Annotated in this window: 10 protein-coding genes; all 10 read left to right on the top strand. The window is 37.5% G+C overall.

The window, feature by feature from the left end; translation table 11 throughout:
- Window positions 1-972: collagen-like domain-containing protein (locus IEV57_RS17350; protein WP_505625207.1), on the top strand; the 972-nt coding region annotated here is incomplete at its 5' end.
- Window positions 973-1434: 462 nt separating this feature from the next.
- Complete coding sequence (locus IEV57_RS17355; protein WP_188444314.1) at window positions 1435-3072, top strand: T9SS type B sorting domain-containing protein; 1638 nt, start codon at window positions 1435-1437, stop codon at window positions 3070-3072.
- Window positions 3073-3154: 82 nt separating this feature from the next.
- Window positions 3155-4093, top strand: coding sequence for a PorP/SprF family type IX secretion system membrane protein (locus IEV57_RS17360; RefSeq protein WP_188444315.1), 939 nt, complete (start codon window positions 3155-3157; stop codon window positions 4091-4093).
- 357 nt (window positions 4094-4450) lie between these two features.
- Window positions 4451-4753: a hypothetical protein gene (locus tag IEV57_RS17365; RefSeq protein WP_188444316.1), complete on the top strand. Its 303-nt coding sequence runs from the start codon at window positions 4451-4453 to the stop codon at window positions 4751-4753.
- A 308-nt stretch (window positions 4754-5061) separates the two neighbouring features.
- Window positions 5062-6231 carry an AraC family transcriptional regulator gene (locus IEV57_RS17370; protein ID WP_188444317.1) on the top strand — a complete coding sequence of 390 codons (1170 nt, stop codon included), beginning with the start codon at window positions 5062-5064 and terminating at the stop codon, window positions 6229-6231.
- A 215-nt stretch (window positions 6232-6446) separates the two neighbouring features.
- Window positions 6447-11315: a phage tail-like protein gene (locus tag IEV57_RS17375; RefSeq protein ID WP_188444318.1), complete on the top strand. Its 4869-nt coding sequence runs from the start codon at window positions 6447-6449 to the stop codon at window positions 11313-11315.
- A 130-nt stretch (window positions 11316-11445) separates the two neighbouring features.
- Window positions 11446-12552 (top strand): hypothetical protein, encoded by a 1107-nt coding sequence (locus IEV57_RS17380; protein WP_188444319.1) that lies wholly within the window; start codon window positions 11446-11448, stop codon window positions 12550-12552.
- Between the two features lie 12 nt (window positions 12553-12564).
- Window positions 12565-14271: a choice-of-anchor Q domain-containing protein gene (locus IEV57_RS17385; protein WP_188444320.1), complete on the top strand. Its 1707-nt coding sequence runs from the start codon at window positions 12565-12567 to the stop codon at window positions 14269-14271.
- 21 nt (window positions 14272-14292) lie between these two features.
- Window positions 14293-14598 carry a LamG-like jellyroll fold domain-containing protein gene (locus tag IEV57_RS17390; RefSeq protein ID WP_262891055.1) on the top strand — a complete coding sequence of 102 codons (306 nt, stop codon included), beginning with the start codon at window positions 14293-14295 and terminating at the stop codon, window positions 14596-14598.
- 918 nt (window positions 14599-15516) lie between these two features.
- The gene (locus tag IEV57_RS17395) at window positions 15517-19560 is read left to right on the top strand and encodes a phage tail-like protein (RefSeq protein WP_188444322.1); all 4044 of its coding nucleotides are present in this window, start codon (window positions 15517-15519) and stop codon (window positions 19558-19560) included.
- Window positions 19561-19575: the final 15 nt, after the last annotated feature.

The raw sequence follows: 19575 nt of genomic DNA on the forward strand, positions 1-19575 counted from the left end.
GCAGGATTAAATGGAATGGATGGATTAGACGGAGCAACAGGACCAATGGGACCCCAAGGCCCAGCAGGGAATGATGGATTAGATGGAGCAACGGGTCCAATGGGCCCTCAAGGTCCGGCAGGATTAAATGGAATGGATGGGTTAGACGGAGCAACAGGACCCCAAGGCCCAGCAGGGAATGATGGATTAGATGGAGCAAGGGGTCCAATGGGTCCTCAAGGTCCGGCAGGATTAAATGGAATGGATGGGCTGGACGGAGCTACAGGTCCAATGGGCCCTCAAGGTCCAGCAGGATTGAATGGTGCCGATGGATTAGACGGAGCAACGGGTCCAATGGGTCCTCAAGGTCCGGCAGGATTAAATGGAATGGATGGGCTAGACGGAGCTACAGGTCCTATGGGACCCCAAGGTCCAGCCGGATTGAATGGAGCTGATGGGTTGGACGGAGCAACAGGCCCAATGGGACCACAAGGACCAACGGGAGCGACAGGTGCAACAGGACCAGCTGGTACTTATACAGCAGGCTCAGGGATTGATATTACAGGTGGAGTAATCAGCGCAACTGGTGGGTCATCTTCAATGCCAGATTATGCTTACGCTTACATTGGAAACGCAAGTACTTTAGGAGCTCAAATCTTAACAGGAATGTTTCCACCAGCAACATACGTAAACGGAGTTACAATGAATGGATCATCAATAACTTTGAATGCAGGTAAAATGTACGAAGTAACAGTCGCATTTTATATCTACAATGCGACTGGTGGACATACATACAGAATGAAAGATGCGACGAACAGTCAATATCTTGGAACAGAAATTTACTTCGGACAAGGTGGATCAGATGTTTCTTACAACATTTCAACAACGAACTTTTTATACAAGGCAGAATCGGATATTACTTTGGAGCTTGAGAAAACACAAGGAACAGATGTAAATCTAATTGGAAAAATTGTTGTAAAAGAGATTAAATAATTCAGAACATAGGTCATAAATCGAAGGTGTTTTGATATTGGGATAGAATACTCGTTTTCGCTCAGGTAATATTGTTGCATCTAAGATGTTTGCAAACATAATTGGTGAAATCAAAGGTTCTTTTCATTTTGATGAAGTTAAATCCTTTCTCTAATTTATACCATAAAATATATGGGTGATACTACTGTATTGTTGTATGGGAACTTTTATTCAGTCTTGACTAATAGATTAAAAGTTTCATATTTCTAAACTTTTAAAAGAATTCCAATGGATTTGAAATTAAATATTAGGGTAATTTTCCACGGTATTCCATATGATTATTATAAGAGCAAATTAGAAACTGATTAAATTAAACATGACCAAGATGTGTACAAAACAATTGCTTAATTAAAACAGGTGGATATCCTACCAGGGAAAAATCTTGGGAGGAAATGTTTGAGTTAAATTACTAATAAAAAAAAGATGAAAAACAGATTAATATTCTTGTCAGGGATTTTTACTCTAACATTTAGTTCAACAGACCTTTTAGCACAAGGTTTGTCAGTTTCCGGTGATGCAGCCCTCTTTGTTAATTCTCAGGGGCTGGTATTTTCCACAGGGAGTCTGAAGCTTTCCGGTACCAGTCAGGTGCATGGAGTAGAAGCTGTTCGCCTGACGGCCTCAGATTTCATCGAAATGCAAAGCCCTGATGCTCGATTGGTTACAGGACTGATTTCAAATTCCTTAAATATTCCTGTTGGAATAGGAAGTAGGGCTTCTCTAAACCTTAAGCCAGGTTCAAATCCTGCTTCCTTCTCTATTGGTATGGACAATAGTGAAGAAGAAAATTCACTTCCTTTTAAATGGAAAATCAGTAATGTTTCAAGCAACCAAGAATTGAAAACAGGAATTGACTTTTCTTGGGAGAAAGCTGTTGAGCCAGCAGATTTTGAATTAAAAGCATTGCTTATTGAAGAAGTTGGAGAGTGGGAACTTCCTTTAAATCAGCAAGTCGGTGAAAACATGATTTCGCTTGTCGATTTTTCTGAGTTTGAGAAAGAGGGGTCTTTTTTCACAGTCAAAAATTTCACAAGTGATTCTGATGAAGATGAAGTGCCCGATATCATTGAAATTAGGAATACTACTGATTTGAAGGATCCAGGAGCGTATCTAGATTCTGATGGGGATGGTGTACCTGACTACGTTGAAATTGTAGATGGAACAGATCCTTTTGACTCCAATGACTATAAAGATTCTACAACTGACGGAGTGCCTGACTATGTAGGTTTGAGATCTCCATTGGCCTTTCTTAATCTAGAAAATGTGAATATCCCTTGGGGGTTTCAGAATTATACTCCGCTCTTTCAAGACTCTGTATTGACCATTCTAGGCTCAGGAAGGCTATTGAGACTCCCACTTGATTGGAATTATCAACAGCTGAATATTTATGCAAGAGGTACATATCCTGTCACAAGTGAACTTCCAGAACTTCCTAGAGGCGTTTTCAATGCGTATAAGAAAACCGCTATTGTAGATGGCATTGTGCTTCCAAAGCTGGCTCCTCAAAATATTTTCTTATCAAACAATACTTTCGAAGCTCCAAAATCAAATCAAGAAGTAGCAATTGGATCTTTCATGGTAGAAGATGCTGTGGATAATATTCATTTAATAGGTTTTGAAAGTGGTGTGATGGATAATAATTTCTTTAAAATAGAAAATGATGTGCTCTACTGGAACAGTGAAGACCCTGCTGCAGGAAGAACAAATTTTGCAATCGCTGTTAAGGTCACAGATAGAGACGGAAATATTCTAGAAAAGAACTTCACAATTGAAAGGCAGCGAATTTCAGTTGCCGGAATAGAAGTATTCAATACTTTCTCACCAAATAATGATGGCAACAACGATACTTGGGGAGTACCTGAATTGAGATATTATAGAAACGTCAGAATCCAAGTTTTCGACAGGGGGACAGATAGGTTATTTTATACCGAGAATCCAAATGAAATGTGGGATGGAACTTTCAATGGCAAAGAGCTACCAGTCGGAACATACTACTGGACGATCGAAGTAGGAGAGACTAGAGAAGTAAGAAAAGGAATGTTGAATCTATTTAGAAAATAAAAGTACAAAGTACAATGTACCAAGTACCGGGCTCAGCTTCTTGATACTTGGTACATAGTACATAGTACGAATCAACAAAATCATGAAAAAAACAATTATCTTATTTATAGGAATAGCTATTGTAACGACAACGGATATTCTCGCTCAATCCCGAAAATACATTTCTCAATTTAGTCACTTACAGGGCTACTATAACCCAGCGTTGACAGGTTATGAAGGTTCTATGCTGCGAGGCTTTGTCCGCAATCAGTGGGCAGGCTGGGAGGGAGCACCGAAGACATACTTTGCCTCAGCAGAACTAGATTTCGGTCAACTCTCTGGTCAGGCCTCGGGAGATATTCTAGGCAAGAATGCCGCAGGAATATCCATCCTACATGATCAATATGGCGCATTTGCTGAGACAGAATTTGTGGCTAGCTATGCTTCGAGAATCCAAGTGGGAGAAAAGACCAATCTGAGATTGGGAGCAGGCTTAAACTATCGCTCTATTCGTTTGGATGGAAATAGCATGACAACGGAACAAGCAGATGACCCGATAGTTGGACAATACTTCGGTAGCTTCTCTAACATGCAAGTGATGGACTTCAATTTGGGACTTGCCCTGACGCATCCGAGCTACTATGTATCCTATGCAATACACCATGTAAATCAGGGAGCGATCAACTCGGGAGATGTGTTCATGGAGAGAATGCCTAGAGTAGGCATCTTCCAAGCAGGATATAGAAACAGGATCAATGATAATCTAGCAGTAGCGACCAACTTTATGTACAGAAGTCAGTCTGATTTACCAGACAACTTAGAACTCAATCTCAAGGTAGTATTGAAAGACAAAGTATGGATTGGAGGAGGACATAGAATAGACTATGCGAACAACTTCCAGTTTGGGATGCTCTTTGATAAGATGCGAATTGGCTATATCTACGAGATGCCGATGTTGAGAAGCTACTTGCTTCCGAATGTGACGCATGAATTTATGTTGACTTATGCACTATTTGGAGAGAGAAGGGGGATGATTTGGTAAAGAGAGTTTGAAATACCTGTCCAAAACGTGGCGGATTAAAACGTTGGGGAGACTTGAAATCTGACTGTCTTCCCAATGTTTAATTGTTTAACTGCTTAATCGATTCGGTCAAAATTGTAGGTTGGTCGGTAATAGTTTTTAAGCGACCATCCCTCGTGGGAGGCAGGTACAAAATACCTCAAAGTCCACGCAAGGGAATATTTAATCCTACACGGGGGGTAGACCGTAAATCGTTCAAAGAACAACTTCGTAATATTCACGAATCATCGTCACTTAACATTTAACAATTTTAACCAATTAATCAATCCCCTAAGGAACCGCTTGACTAACCCTTATATCGAGGCAAATAATCAATTAATGAAAAAGCTCAATTTAAATGACATCAGCAAGTGTATCATAGAGCAGGAATTGTATAAAAATCCTGATTTAGATAGTTGGCTGCTTGCTCAGAAGCTAGGAATAGAAGAAGACGCTTTGCTTATTGATATCAAACAGAATACAGGTAAACATTTTAAACAATTTTTAAACGATATAAGGATAGTGTCTTTGGTGCAAGAATTAGATAAAACGTTCCTCTTTCAGAGGCCTGGATATTACTATAAACTCTCAGGTTTTAAATCTCGAACGCCTTTTGAACGGATGTTTAAGGAAGAAACGTGAAGTACTATAACAGAATATATCAGGAAATTAAAAAGAGTAAATCAAAATATTGTTTCTCAAGATTTGAATAAATGATTATACATAAAAACGCAAATTACGAAATTGACGGATACAGATAATTTAATATCTAAGCTCGATTTGGCAATTGATCTCTTAACTTTTTAATACCATAATTTAAGTGTAATTATACCCTATAAATTAGCACAAAATTAATTGTTTTATACTCTTCATTATAATTTTGTATCGATTTAAGAGAACATTATTATTTTTTTAACATCTTTGAAGACTGGTTAAGCTTATATTCATCTATGTCCTTTACTTTATTTATTAATGTTTTTGCTACAATTTCGTTTACATTAATTGCAGTTATACTGATAATTAATGGTACTAATAGACAATATTCAGTAAAGCTTATTGGATTGGTTTGCTTGATATATGCCTTGTTTTTTCTATCCAGGTTATTATGGATTGATTTGGAATTGATTTTAATTTATCCTCATTTCTTAGGAGTTTTCAGTCCAATTTTGTTTTTACCAGCCCCGTTATTTTATCTAATTACTCGAAATATACTTGGTAATATAAATGGGCTAACTAAAAGTGACCTGTTTCATTTTTTGCCAGCAACTTTACATGCTTTTGATATGATTCCTTTTTTTCTAAAATCCATAAAGGTTAAAACGCTCATTGCCGAAGCAATAATTCAAACACCTCAAGAAATTAATTTTCTTGTTGGCGGTTTTATACCCATAAAAATTATTCACTTTACTCGAATTCTATTATTTTTCATTTACCTGATTGCTTCCGTTTCTTGCGTGATCAAGTTTTTAGATAATAAGGAAAAGCAAATTCCTGAAAAATGGATTGTTTTTACCCTAATATTTATTTTAGCGATAAAGTTTTTTGTGCTTTTGCAGTACCTCAATTTGGTACAATATTCCGTCGTAGGTCAATCGGTTTTTAAGTTTAAAGAGATTATTGTTTTTTGTGTAATGATTTTAATTTTGATATACAGTTTTTATAATTTGTTTAGAATTAAATTAGATTTTAATAAGGAAGAGTCTTATGTTAAACATAAGTTTATTCAAAAAAATGATCTTATTGTTAAAACGGAAAACACAAATACAAATTTTAAACACATTGAATTAGATATAAATCAAAGACTCAAAAAACTCTTTGAGGAGGATAGAATTTATTTAAATAAAAATATCACTGCATTAGAGCTTGCAAATTATTTAAATATAAGATCAAGAGATTTACCCTTACTGATTCAAGATACATACGGTTGTTCGTACAAAGACTTAATCAGTAAATTCAGGATAGAACATGCGAAGTCGGAGATTGAAAATTTTTATTTAGATAAGCATACATTAGAGTCCTTAGCATTTGACACAGGATTCAATTCAAGAATCACCTTTTTTAATACATTCAAAAAGGAGACTGGTTTATCTCCTTCAGAATTTTGGAAATCGGTTAAATAGATTTTGACAAAAGTTTATTTTTTAAAAGTCACTTCATTTACATATAGCTGTAAAAATGTCCTTAATTATTTCAGTTGTAACAACTGAAACAGGCTTTTTTTCATAAATTGATTTGGTAGATATACCTTTCCTAGTCTGATAAAGTTTATTTCATTTATATCCCAAGGATATCACACTTTTCGCAATACCTAACAAATTATATCTAATTAAATTCCATGAAAAAAAAGTTACTATTCCTAATTTTCTTTATTGTACTCCCTTTTGCAATTCATGCACAAGTAGGTATTGGAGTTGAAGAGCCTCACGCTTCAGCTGCTCTTGAAATAGCTGCAAAAGAAAAGGGACTCTTGATTTCAAGAATGACACTAGAGGAGAAAAATGCAATTCAAAATCCCGCTGAATCTTTACTTATCTATCAAACAGATGGTGAAGTAGGCTTTTATTATTTTGATGGGAGCAATTGGGTTTTACTGAAAAATATCAATCAAATTAATGCTGATTGGAATGCAAATTCTGGTGTAAGTCAAATCTTAAATAAGCCTTTACTAGCAAAGGTCGGGTTCACAGGTGATTTTAATGATTTAGGAAATATTCCAAATATTATTTATCCGGCTGATACATCGAAAATGCTGCTTCCTTATTTAACCAATGAAAAGTTGAAGCCCTTTTTAAATAAAAAAGCATCAATTGAATTTTTAGATAACGAGATTCTGCGCGCTATGGCAGCAGAAGAACAGTTATCAACTGACCTTCAATCAGAAATCAATAGAGCGACAACAGCAGAAGAGGTGTTGCAAGGCAGTATTGAAACTGTAAAAGAGAATCTTACAACAGCTAAAATAGAGATAGAAACTTCGATAGGAACTGAAAAGACGAGAGCGATAGCTGCAGAGGAACAATTAGGAGCCAATCTTCAATCAGAAGTTACGAGAGCTACTTTAGAAGAAAGTGTATTGCAAGGCAATATTGAAACTGTTGAAGGAAATCTTCAAAAGCTTGAAGTTCAGACAAAGACCAATGCTATTGGTATCCAAACGAATACTTCCAATATCACTCTAAAGGAAAACAGCGCCAACAAATCTACCGACGGTACTTTGTCAGACGGAACAGACACAAAGTTTCCAACAGAGAAGGCAGTAAAGACTTATGTGGATGGAAAGTTAACTACGGTTAACTCGGAAACAGAAAATCTTAAGACCGAATTGGATGCTACACAGGCTGGTACAGGATTGGCAAGTGATGGTAGTTATGTAGCCAATTCTGCGGTAAACTATATAAGCATAGCAACTTCGCTAAAAGATGCGACTGAAAAACTTGATGGTCAAGCAAAAACTAATGCGGATAATATAGCCACAAACACTTCAGATATCAACAGCCTGAATACAGAGGTTTCTCAGAATACAGCAATTTTTAACACTTTGAATACAAAGGTGTCTGAAAATACTTCAAATATAGCAATCAATGCTACTGATATCGGCTTAAAGGAAAACAGTGCAAACAAGTCTACTGATGGCACATTAGCAGACGAAACAAATACGAAATTCCCTACTGAAAAAGCTGTTAAGACTTTTGTTAACGGAAAAGTTGCTACATTAAATACCACTTCGACCAACATTCAGGCTGAATTGGATGCAACGCAGGTAGGCTCAGGATTGGCAAAAGATGGTAGCTATGAAGCCAATACTGCAACAAACTATATCAGTACAGCCACATCTCTAAAAGATGTAACAGAAAAACTTGATGCCCAAGCAAAAAACAATGCAAACAATATCAGCACGAACACAACAAGCCTGAATACTTTAGATACTAAGGTCGCTGCGAACACTTCAGACATCCAAACGAACTCTACGAACATTACAGCAAATACCAGTGACATCACAAGTTTGAACTCAACAGTTTCCAAGAATTCTACAGATATCTCAACGAATGCAATCAATATCGCTTTAAAGGAAAACAGTGTAAACAAATCCACCGACGGTACTTTGTCAGACGGAACGGATACAAAGTTTCCAACCGAAAAGGCAGTAAAGACCTACGTGGATGGGAAGTTGAATACAGTCAATTCTACTGGCGACGCACTTCAGAATGAATTGGATGCTACCCAAACTGGTGTAGGATTGTCAGAAAGTGGAAGTTATATGGCCAATACTGGTACAAACTATCTCAAGACGGTTACTTCTCTAAAAGATGCTGACGAGAAACTTGATGCTCAAGTAAAGACGAATGCGGTGAATATTTCGCAAAACACTTCTTCAATACAGATAAATTCTTTGGATATCCAGACTTTAGAAGCATCCATCGAGGCAAAAGCATCTTTAGCTTCCCCAGACTTCACAGGAACACCTAAAGCGCCTACCGCTGATGCAGGCACAAGCACCTCACAAATTGCCACCACAGCCTTTGTAGCAGCAGCTACTGCGGCAATTTCTAATGTGGTTGACTTAACCTCAGACCAAACCATAGCCGGTATAAAAACCTTTAGCTCAGATTTAAAAGTTAATGGGATAACTATAGGAATAGGCAACGGGGCAATTGCAAGCAACACGGCATTTGGAAGTCAAACTTTAAAAACAAATACGGGTACGGAAAATACAGCTACCGGAAATCAAGCGCTTTGGAGGAACTTGGGTGGGAATAGAAATACAGCAAGCGGAAGTAATTCACTTAGACAGAACACTACTGGCTCAGAAAATACAGCAATCGGGGTCCAATCTCTAGATAGCAATACAATTGGTCAAAGAAATACGGCAACAGGTGCATCTGCACTATTGTATAATAATGAAGGTAGTGACAATACAGCGCTTGGGTATGGTACGCTTTACAATAATAAATCAAGCAATAACACAGCTATAGGATCTTCTGCACTTGAAAATAATTCTACTGGAGAGGGAAATACTGCTGTTGGATATAGAGCATTAGCTAATCGCGATAATGGAAGCAACAATACCGCGATAGGTAGGGGTGCGGATCTTGATTCTGAAGGTTTAACCAATGCTACAGCCATAGGATATGGCGCAAGAGTAGGTGCAAGTAATACCATTCAGTTAGGAAATACTGATATAACCGATGTAATAACCACTGGAAAACTCACAACGGGAGAAATTACATTGCCCAATACTGACGGTACCACAGGACAAGTTTTATCTACGGATGGTTCTGGAACCTTAGCTTGGAACACACCTTCAACAACAGCTACGGCCTTTGATGGGGTACTACCAATTGCCAATGGGGGAACAGGATCCTCTACCCAGAACTTCGTGGACTTAACCTCAGACCAAACCATAGCCGGTATAAAAACCTTTAGCTCAGATGTGGAAGTTAATGGGATAACTATAGGGAGAGGCAATGGGGCAATAGAAACCAACACGGCATTTGGAAGTCAATCTTTAGCATCAAATACGGGTATAGAAAATACAGCTGCGGGAAATCGGGCGCTTTGGAAGAACTCGAGTGGAGATAAAAATACAGCAAGCGGAAATAGTTCACTTAGATTGAACACCACTGGCTCAGAAAATACAGCAACTGGGTTCCAATCCCTACTAAGCAATACAACTGGTCAAGCAAATACTGCAATAGGTACATTTGCGCTAAATAGTAACAAGGAAGGTGATTACAATATAGCGGTTGGGCATTCTGCGCTTTACTATAATAAGTTAAACGATAACACAGCTTTAGGATATGCAGCAATTGGAACTAATTCTACCGGAGAGGGGAATACTGCAGTTGGATCTTTAGCATTAAATTCTTACGATAATGGAAGCAACAATACTGCGATAGGTAGGGGTGCGGATCTTGATTCTGATGGCTTAACTAATGCCACTACTATAGGATATGCCGCAAGAGTAGGTGCAAGTAATACCATTCAGTTAGGAAATACGGATGTTACTAATGTGAAGACAAGCGGCACCCTAACCGCCGGAACAGTAACCTACCCAAATACCCACAATGAAACGGATGGTCAGGTATTGATTTCGAATTCTTCAGGAGTGGCGAGTTGGACTTCGTTTTCACCAAGTATTGCAGCGAGTTCTATTATCAATGAAGATATATCAGCCTCAGCCAATATAGACCAGTCTAAAATTGCTGGATTGACCGATGGTTTAGCTTTAAAAGCTCCCTTAGCATCACCAACTTTCACAGGAACACCATTAGCACCAACTGCTGAAGCCGGAACAAATACAACGCAATTGGCAACTACTGCCTTTGTAACAGCAGCAACAATGGCAGCGGTAACCTCTTCTAACTTTGTGGATTTAACTAACAACCAAGACATTGGGGGCAGCAAAAAATTTACAGGGGATATTAAGGTTGCGAGTTATATAACCATTGGACGAGGAGGAGGTCAATCAATTTATAACACAGCCTTTGGAACAAGTGCCTTAGTGGTTAATACATCAGAAGGAATACTAAATACGTCTATTGGGTTCAATACGCTTAACAAAAATATAAATGGAGATGAAAATACAGCACTTGGTGTATATGCATTACAAGAAAATACAGCTTCCTATAACACGGCTGTAGGAAGTCGTGCGTTACAAATAAATACAACAGGGGAATACAATGTGGCATTAGGTAGAAATGCACTTTTTACCAATACTGATGGATCAAACAATACCGCAATTGGAAACGGAGCAGATGTTGTTACGGGAGATTTAACCAATGCCACAGCGATAGGGAATGGTGCCAAGGTTGCAACAAGTAATACCATTCAGTTGGGAAATGCTGCCGTTACTGATGTAAAGACAAGCGGAACCCTTACAGCAGGTGCAGTAACCTATACGGGTACAGATGGGACAAACGGGCAACTATTAACAACCGATGGTTCTGGAAATACTTCATGGGTTGCCCCTGCTGCAGCCATAAGAGATGTCGCGGATGAGTTTAACGCAACAACATCTCAAACCGAATTCACCTTAACCCAAGCCCCTTCGGCTAACAGCAAGGTTAAAATGTACATCAATGGTATTCGCATTAGCAACAGTGCTTATTCTTGGACAGGGACAACCTTGGTATATGTACCTGCTAATAATGGTAATAATACTTTGACTAACACGGATAGAATCCAGTTTGATTATTTCTATTAATTCAAGTTCTGGAAAGTGCGGCTTAAATATTTTGTCCTCAAAAGTATATATTATAGCATGTTTCGCGTAAAGCTTTGATATCGAAAAGTGAAAATATTAATCAAATTAGTTTGGTTCCAATTATAAATAGATGATTAGACTTTTAAATCTTACATTATTATTCTTATTGATGACCTGGAGTACAACCTTGCTAGCTACGGATTATATGATCAGTGGTGCAGGTAGTGCTGAGGTGAATGGTATCTATACCCCAGACGGTACTAACGAGGATGGAAACCCACGATGGAAACTTTCTGCTGGTTCATATTATTTGCACAGCAATAAGTATGATGAATGGGTAATAAATGATGACCGAGATTATGCCTTTGGTGGTTTTTATGTCAATAAAACTTCATCTGAACCAACTAGTCCACCACTTATAGGATGGGAAGTCGATTATATGGGGACCTCACCAGCTCCTACGGTAGGATTACCTGGCCCTGGTATAAATTATAGTTCACTTATTTTCACAGAGGCTGTTGTCAATGATGGTAGCATTGATACGAGTAAGCCAGTCATGATTACCCATAATAACTTTGGTGGAAATACTTTCACAGGTTCTGATGGAGATAATTTTGTAACGGATGGCAAAGTGATAGTTACCAATCTTTCTGCTGGACTTTCTGCTGTTATTACTCGAACCAGTTCTACTACATTAAGTGTCATTCTAACTGGAAATGCTACTAAACATAATGACGCCAACGATGTTTTAAACCTAACTTTTTCCTTTCAGAATAGCGCCTTTACAAGTGGTGATGCTTCTAGCGAGTTAAATGCTACGAAAAATGATTTGGAGATTAATTATTTCCAAGAATACAATATAGGTAGTGGTGGAGATTATGCATCAATTACGGCCGCACTAGCTGCTTTTAATTCATTCAATTCTGATGGCAATATATTAAATCTTGCTGCAGAAACTTTTACGGAAAGGAATTTAAATATTAGCAACCTGACTATTAGAGGACAAGGTGCTGGATCTACAATTGTCCAAGCTGCCGCCTCACAAGGAATAGCAACAGGAGGGGTGTTTATTACATCTAATACGGTTGTCTTGGAAGGAATGACGATACGATACGGAAAGGCCACACTTGGTGGGGGCATAAATTATAAAGGAGCCTTAACTGTCAATAAATGCACTATATCCAATAATGATGCAAATATAGGAGGGGGGATTTTTAATCAACAAACTGATGGTTAAGAAAGCTCTTTAATGATAAAAAATACTACCATTTCAAATAATAGATCCATTTCATCATCTTATGGTTCAGCTATTATTCTTTACAGTGGATCTGCCACTGCTACAATGATTAATTGCACGGTTTTTGGAAATAAATCAAGTACAGTTGGAAATGAAGGTGCCATTGTAGCTTGGTCTAGTGGAAATATCTTTACTATATTAAATTCAACAATTTCAGGAAATGATGCTGGTCTATTAAGTACCTATGGAGGTAAATTTATCGTTCAGAATACCATTATAGCAGGTAATAGTGCTAAAGATTATCGGGTTGTAAGCAGCGGATCGGTAACCGATAATGGTAATAATATAGTTGAAAGCCAAACCGCTGTTAGGTTTAATAATCCTACAAGTATTCTATTCAGCCACGATTACTTGGGTAATTTAGAAGGAGATAATGGCTTGGGTTGGAATAGAAATGACTTAAGTATAAGTGGGAGTTTAAACTTAGCATCCAACTTGGCGGATAATAGTTCATTAAATGGTACTCAGACGTTACTCCTTAGTTCGGGCAGCTTTGTTATCGATGCAGGAACTGACCTCGATGCCTCAACGACTGATCAGCGGGGATTTTCTAGAAATGGGATTACGGATATTGGCGCATATGAATTTGATGGTTTAACTACTCCTCCAAATGTTCCAGCTCCCATTATCACAGGTCCAAATAGTGAAACGGGTTTAACTAGTGCTGTTTCCATGAATGAAAACCAAATTGCAGTTCACACCTTTTCTTCAGATCAAGTTGTAACTTGGTCTATTGGTAGTTCCAATGATGAAGGGTTATTTAGTATAGATAATAGTGGGAATTTAGTTTTTACAAATGCACCGGATTATGAGAGCCCTTCGAGTTCCCTAGGTACAAATAACTATGTGGTAGAGGTAATTGCGACCAATACTTCAAGTACAAGCACCACCCAAACTCTTACCATTATTGTTTTAGATGTTGCCAATTCCGTATTTGAAACATTTCCTGCGATTAATAAACAATACTTTTTAGGGACCTATACTATTGTGCCACCAAACACAAATAATACTAGTCCTATTGTCTATACCAGTGATAATCATGCTGTAGCCACTGTAAGCGGTTCGGTTCTTACCTTTACAGGAGTTGGAACCGCAAACATCACCGCAACCCAAGCTGCAGATGCTTCATATGAAGGAAACTCCATTTCGACTTTACTTACCGTTTTAGGGAAAGATTTGATTTCAAGATATGGAGGAGTATCAAGTACTGATGTGAATTATGTGGATGCAAATGGAAAAGCAGGAAGTAGTTTAGGGATAGATAAGTATGGTGCTATTCAAGATATCTATGAGTATTTAGTTACCGAGGGTTTAATTTTACATCTAGATGCGGGTAATCCAGCAAGTTATTCGGGTGCAGGCAATGTTTGGAACGATATAAGTGGCTATGGAAATCATGGAACTCTTGTAAATGGTGTTAATTATACGAGTGCCAATAGTGGTGCTTTGGTTTTTGATGGGGTGAATGATTATTTTGTTACTAATAATAATTTAGATATCTCTAACACAGATAAAATAACTATGCAAATCATCTTTAAGACCGCATCAATTAATACAGAGATGGTTTTGGAACATAGCATCGATTGGAATAGTAATAATTCCTTTGGTGTCATTTCAAACAATTTAAGTCCAAAAATTCAATTTACAGATCATAATTAAGGATATAATATAAGAAATTCTATTGAAAATGTCAATGACAATAATTGGCAGCTTTTTTTGGTAACTACGGATAGAAGTTTGGGGGCTAGTGATCAGACTTTAATTTATATAAACGATAATGGTCCAATTAGTGAGGCTGTTCCTAACCTTATTTTTGACAATGACGGGAATTTTTCCAGTCACAAGCTGTACATAGCTTCCAGAGCTGGTTCAGGTTTTTATTTTAATGGTCAAATAGCTCAAGTTTTAATTTACAATAGAGCACTTACAGCAGAAGAAATTCAGGAAAATTATGCGGCTGTTCAATTAAAATATGGACTTCAATAGGGTTCTATTATTTGAATTAAAAATATAGGATGAAAAGATGATTTTTAAATTAGCTACTGTTGCTAATCATATATTTTTGGTACTAGTCTAAGACTTAAAGCCTATGGCTTTAATCTTTTTAGAAAATCGTTTTATACTTAAAATCAGAAGGGATAGATTATATCTGAAGATGTCTAAAAGCGTGCGGGGTCAAATCAGTTTAAGGGTGTTGTTGCTTCGATTGAATGGCTCTCAATTTCTTTAATGAAGAAAACCTTATGCTAGATCGGTTACAGTCCAGATTTCAAATCCCTTAAATATTCTTGAAGGCATAGAAAATAGGGCTTCTCTAAATCTTAATCTTGGTTCAAACCCTGTATCTTTCTCCTTCGGAAAGGAACAGAGACAGAGTGAAGAAGATGTATTTCTTTTTAAATGGAAAATCACCTCTTCTTTTAGTAACCAAAAATTGGCAACAGGAATTCACTTTTCTTGGAAGAAAGCTGTTGAGCTCTTAGATTTTGATTTAAAATCACTAGTGTTCGAGAAACGATTTTAAAAGCAGGGTAGGTTTATGCAAATGAATCTACCCTGTTTTTTTTACTTTGTATGCATATGTTAGAATCTTTGACTCAGGATTCAATTCAAGAATCTCCTTTTTTAATACCTTCAAAAAAGAGACTGGTTTACCTCTTTCAGAATTTTGAAAATCTGTTAAATAGATATCGTCAAGAACCCTATTTTTCAAGGTGTCATTTTATTTACATATAAATACAAAAAACACCTTCATTGTCTCATTTGCTACAACTGAAACGTGCCTTTTTTTACTAATTAATTTGATAGATATACCTTTCGAAGTGTTACAACATTTATGTGACTGTAGTCAAAAGTATCTCATATCTCAAGCAAATTCAAACAAGATATATTTAATTAAATTCTATGAAAAAAAAGTTACTTTTCCTAATTTTCTTTATTGTATTACCTTTTGCAATTCATGCGCAAGTAGGAATTGGGGTCGAAGATCCACATGCTTCAGCTGCTCTTGAAATAGTGTCAAAAGAAAAGGGATTTTTAATTTCAAGAATGACGCTTGAAGAAAAAAATGCTATTCATAACCCTGCTGAATCTCTACTAATCTATCAAACAGATGGTGAAGTAGGTTTTTATTATTTTGATGGAAGTTTTTGGGTTTATTTAAATAGCATAAAACAAATAAATGCTGATTGGAATTCAACAAGTGGTGTTTCTGAAATCTTAAATAAACCATCCATTTCTAAGGCTGGCATTTCAGGTGATTTTAATGATTTAGAGAACATCCCAGCATTTGTTTTAGTTAGTGATACTTCTAAAATGCTATTGCCTTATCTCACAGTAGATAAAATACAAACATTTCTTGATGGTAAAGCTTCTGTTGCTGATTTAAATAAAGAGATCGCAAGAGCAATCATAGCAGAGGAGAAGTTGGCAAAAGACTTACAAGCAGAAGTTACGAGAGCTACTTTAACAGAAAGTGTATTGCAAGTAAATATTGAGAATGTTAAAGAAAAGCTCGAAAATCAAATAAAGACTAATGCAGATAAAATTAGCACAAACACAACTGGAATTAATAGTTTAAATATTGCTGTTAATCAAAATGCTACAAGTATCAATACTTTGGATACAAAAGTATCTATGAATACTACAGATGTTCAAAGCAACGCGAATAATATATTATCAAATGCAGGTGATATCGCTATTTTGAAATCAACGGTTTCTCAGAATTCTAGTGTCATCACAAGCAATGCAACTAGTATCCAAACGAATGCTACTGATATCGCTTTAAAGGAAAACAGTTCAAACAAGTCTACTGATGGAACATTGTCGGACGAAACAGATACGAAATTCCCTACTGAAAAAGCAGTTAAGACTTTTGTAGAAGGAAAAGTATCTACGTTGAATACTGCATCTACCAACATTCAGACTGAATTGGATGCTACACAATTTGGTTCAGGGTTGACAAATGATGGTACCTATGTTGCCAATGCTGCAACCAACTATATCAATACTGCTTCTTCGCTAAAAGATGCGACCGAAAAACTTGATGGTCAGGCAAAAACTAATGCTGATAACATTGCAACGAATAAAACTGGAATAACTGGTTTGAATACTCAGGTTAGCACAAACTCCAGTGATATCCAGACTATAGAAACAACAATTGAAGACAATATTTCCAAAATCACTGGCTTAATTTCTAGAGTTGGTCTTACCGAAAGTGATATAGAGACTATCGAAACAACGGTTGCAAACAATATTACCGAAGTCTCTGGTCTAGTTACACAAGTAGGAGCTAACCAAAGCAATATTGAGAACATTCAAACAGCAATTGGAACTATCAATACAGCCATTCCAACTCTTACTACGAGCATTGCTCAAAAGGAAAACACTCTTAATAAATCTACAGACGGTACTTTTACTAATGAGAATGATATCAAATTCCCGACAGTAAAAGCAGTAAAAACTTATGTTGATGGAAAAGTAACAGCGATCAACAGTACTACTGAAGCATTTCAAACCGAATTGAATGCAACTCAGACTGGTGCCGGATTACAGACCAACGGTAGCTATGTTGCCAATACAACTTCAAACTACCTAAGCACTGCAAGTTCTTTGAAGGATGCGGATGAAAAGCTGGATATTCAGGCTAAGGCAAACGCAGAGGCAATTAGTACAATCAACACCCTTGATGTGGGAAGGATTTACCTTGGAAATCTAGAAAATAAAGCAACAGAAGTTGCCATATCAGGTGATATCACTCTTAATAATTCAGGAGTAAGTGCCATTGGTGCAAACAAAGTGAACAGTGCCATGATTTTGGACGAAACCATCTTGACGGCTGATATCGCCAACAATGCAGTAAATACTGACAAGCTAGATAACCTTGCGGTGACTGCTGAAAAGCTTGCTATCGCTGCAGTGACTGGTGACAAGCTTGCTAACTTTTCAGTAACTTCTGATAAGCTTGCTAACGCTGCAGTAACTGCAGACAAGCTTGCCACCTTATCAGTAACAACCTCCAAAATTGCTGATGCTTCGATTACTTCTTCAAAAATTTTAGATGGAACAATTACCAATGCAGTTATAAGTGCTTCTGCTGAAATTTCAGGTACCAAAATTAATCCAAATTTTGGAACTCAAAATATCATAACCTCAGGTAAACTTACCACAGGCGCCATAACACTACCGAATTTAGATGGTACCACTGGTCAAGTTCTTTCTACAAATGGTGATGGTGTAGTAACTTGGATAACTCCTTCTTCAGCGTCTAGCAGTGATTTTGTGGATTTGACAAGTGATCAAACTGTAGGAGGTGTTAAATCCTTCGAAAATGATATACTCGTTAATGGTCAAAATATTGGAAGTGGTGCGAGTAATGATAATTCAAATATTGCTTTCGGTAATGGGGCATTGGAAAAGAACGTTTATGGACAAAACAATACAGCATTGGGCGCTTTGGCCTTGACAAATAATACCGATGGGGATATGAATACAGCTGTTGGTAATGGTGCAATGTATTATAATACTACAGGGATACAAAACACTGCAACTGGTCGTTATGCACTTTTTTCAAATACAGAGGGAATTTATAATACTAGTTTGGGTTTTGGAGCAGGTAGTTCAATAGAAGGGTCCAACAACACCATGGTAGGTGCAAATACGAATGGCACGGCAACCACTGAGAACTCTACTGCTCTGGGCTATGGAGCGATAGTAAGTACAGATAATACTATTCAATTGGGAAATACTTCAGTTACTGATGTAAAGACAAGCGGTACCCTTACAGCCAATGCTTTTGTGGGTGATGGGTCTCAACTTACCAACTTGCCATCTAGCGGTGGCCTAGTGAGTATCATTGAAGGCGAAAACACAGGCTACCGTAGAGCCGATGCCAATGCCGCTAATTATGGAGATATTGGTAACGGTGCTGTGGATTTGAGCATTTCTGACTATTCAAATTCACAAAATGGAGCTACTGGATATGCTTCAGTAGCCATGGGAGAATTAACAATCGCATCAGGTGCCAATTCCACAGCAATGGGAAATATTACTGAAGCGTCAGGAGATGGTTCCACAGCAATGGGGACAGCTACAGGTGCATCTGGAATTCGTTCTACTGCTATGGGATTTAGTACTTTTGCATCAGGACCCTATTCTACAGCAATGGGACGCCAAGGAAGAGCAACAGGGGAAAATTCCACCGCAATGGGAAGTGCTACTACCGCATCAGGAACTAATTCTATAGCAATGGGATTTTTCACAAGGGCTTCCGATTATGGTTCTTTAGTTTTAGGACAGTTTAATAGTAGAGGGAGTACTGCAACAAGTGCTACTGCTTTTTCTGCTAATGCCCCTGCCTTGGTAATTGGTAATGGAACAGGCTCCTCTGCAAAAAGCGATGCCTTTGTAGTCGATTTTTCAGGTAATGTTACTTCTAGTGGTACCCTAACAGCAGGAGCAATTACCCTTCCTAACACAGATGGTTCTTCTGGTCAGCTTTTGTCAACCAATGGATTGGGTACAGTTACTTGGACTTCATCACTCGCAGATGGGACTACTGCTACTACTCAAGCAGCCAATGATAATTCTAATAAGATAGCTACTACTGCCTACGTTGATCAGAAGGTAACCAGCGGTTCGGTACTAGATATGGAAATCCAATCGCTTGATGGGGCTATGGTTGAGGGAGTGAAAACCATTTTTCTTTCAAATCAAATTAGCAATAATGTTGAACTACTAACTTTAAATGGTGGGGTAAAAGGACAGGAAATCAATCTTGTTTTTGCTCCATCAAATTTCGAATCTTATATGACTTTAATTATAAATCCAGGTGGGAATATGGGTATTTTTCCAGGTGTCAGTTTCTCCACTGGAATGACAGGAGGTATTGTGTTAATCTTCGATGGGCAATATTGGAGAGTTATGAACAGACCAAATAACTCATTTTAAAGATAATTGTATTCA

Origin of the sequence: Belliella aquatica, assembly GCF_014637795.1 — a bacterium.
In the GTDB taxonomy this organism is placed as follows: Bacteria; Bacteroidota; Bacteroidia; order Cytophagales; family Cyclobacteriaceae; genus Belliella; species Belliella aquatica.

Coding starts and splice junctions, on each gene's coding strand:
- IEV57_RS17355 (WP_188444314.1), top strand. CDS start 1,435: ATGAAAAACAGATTAATATTCTTGTCAGGGATTTTTACTCTAACATTT.
- IEV57_RS17360 (WP_188444315.1), top strand. CDS start 3,155: ATGAAAAAAACAATTATCTTATTTATAGGAATAGCTATTGTAACGACA.
- IEV57_RS17365 (WP_188444316.1), top strand. CDS start 4,451: ATGAAAAAGCTCAATTTAAATGACATCAGCAAGTGTATCATAGAGCAG.
- IEV57_RS17370 (WP_188444317.1), top strand. CDS start 5,062: ATGTCCTTTACTTTATTTATTAATGTTTTTGCTACAATTTCGTTTACA.
- IEV57_RS17375 (WP_188444318.1), top strand. CDS start 6,447: ATGAAAAAAAAGTTACTATTCCTAATTTTCTTTATTGTACTCCCTTTT.
- IEV57_RS17380 (WP_188444319.1), top strand. CDS start 11,446: ATGATTAGACTTTTAAATCTTACATTATTATTCTTATTGATGACCTGG.
- IEV57_RS17385 (WP_188444320.1), top strand. CDS start 12,565: ATGATAAAAAATACTACCATTTCAAATAATAGATCCATTTCATCATCT.
- IEV57_RS17395 (WP_188444322.1), top strand. CDS start 15,517: ATGAAAAAAAAGTTACTTTTCCTAATTTTCTTTATTGTATTACCTTTT.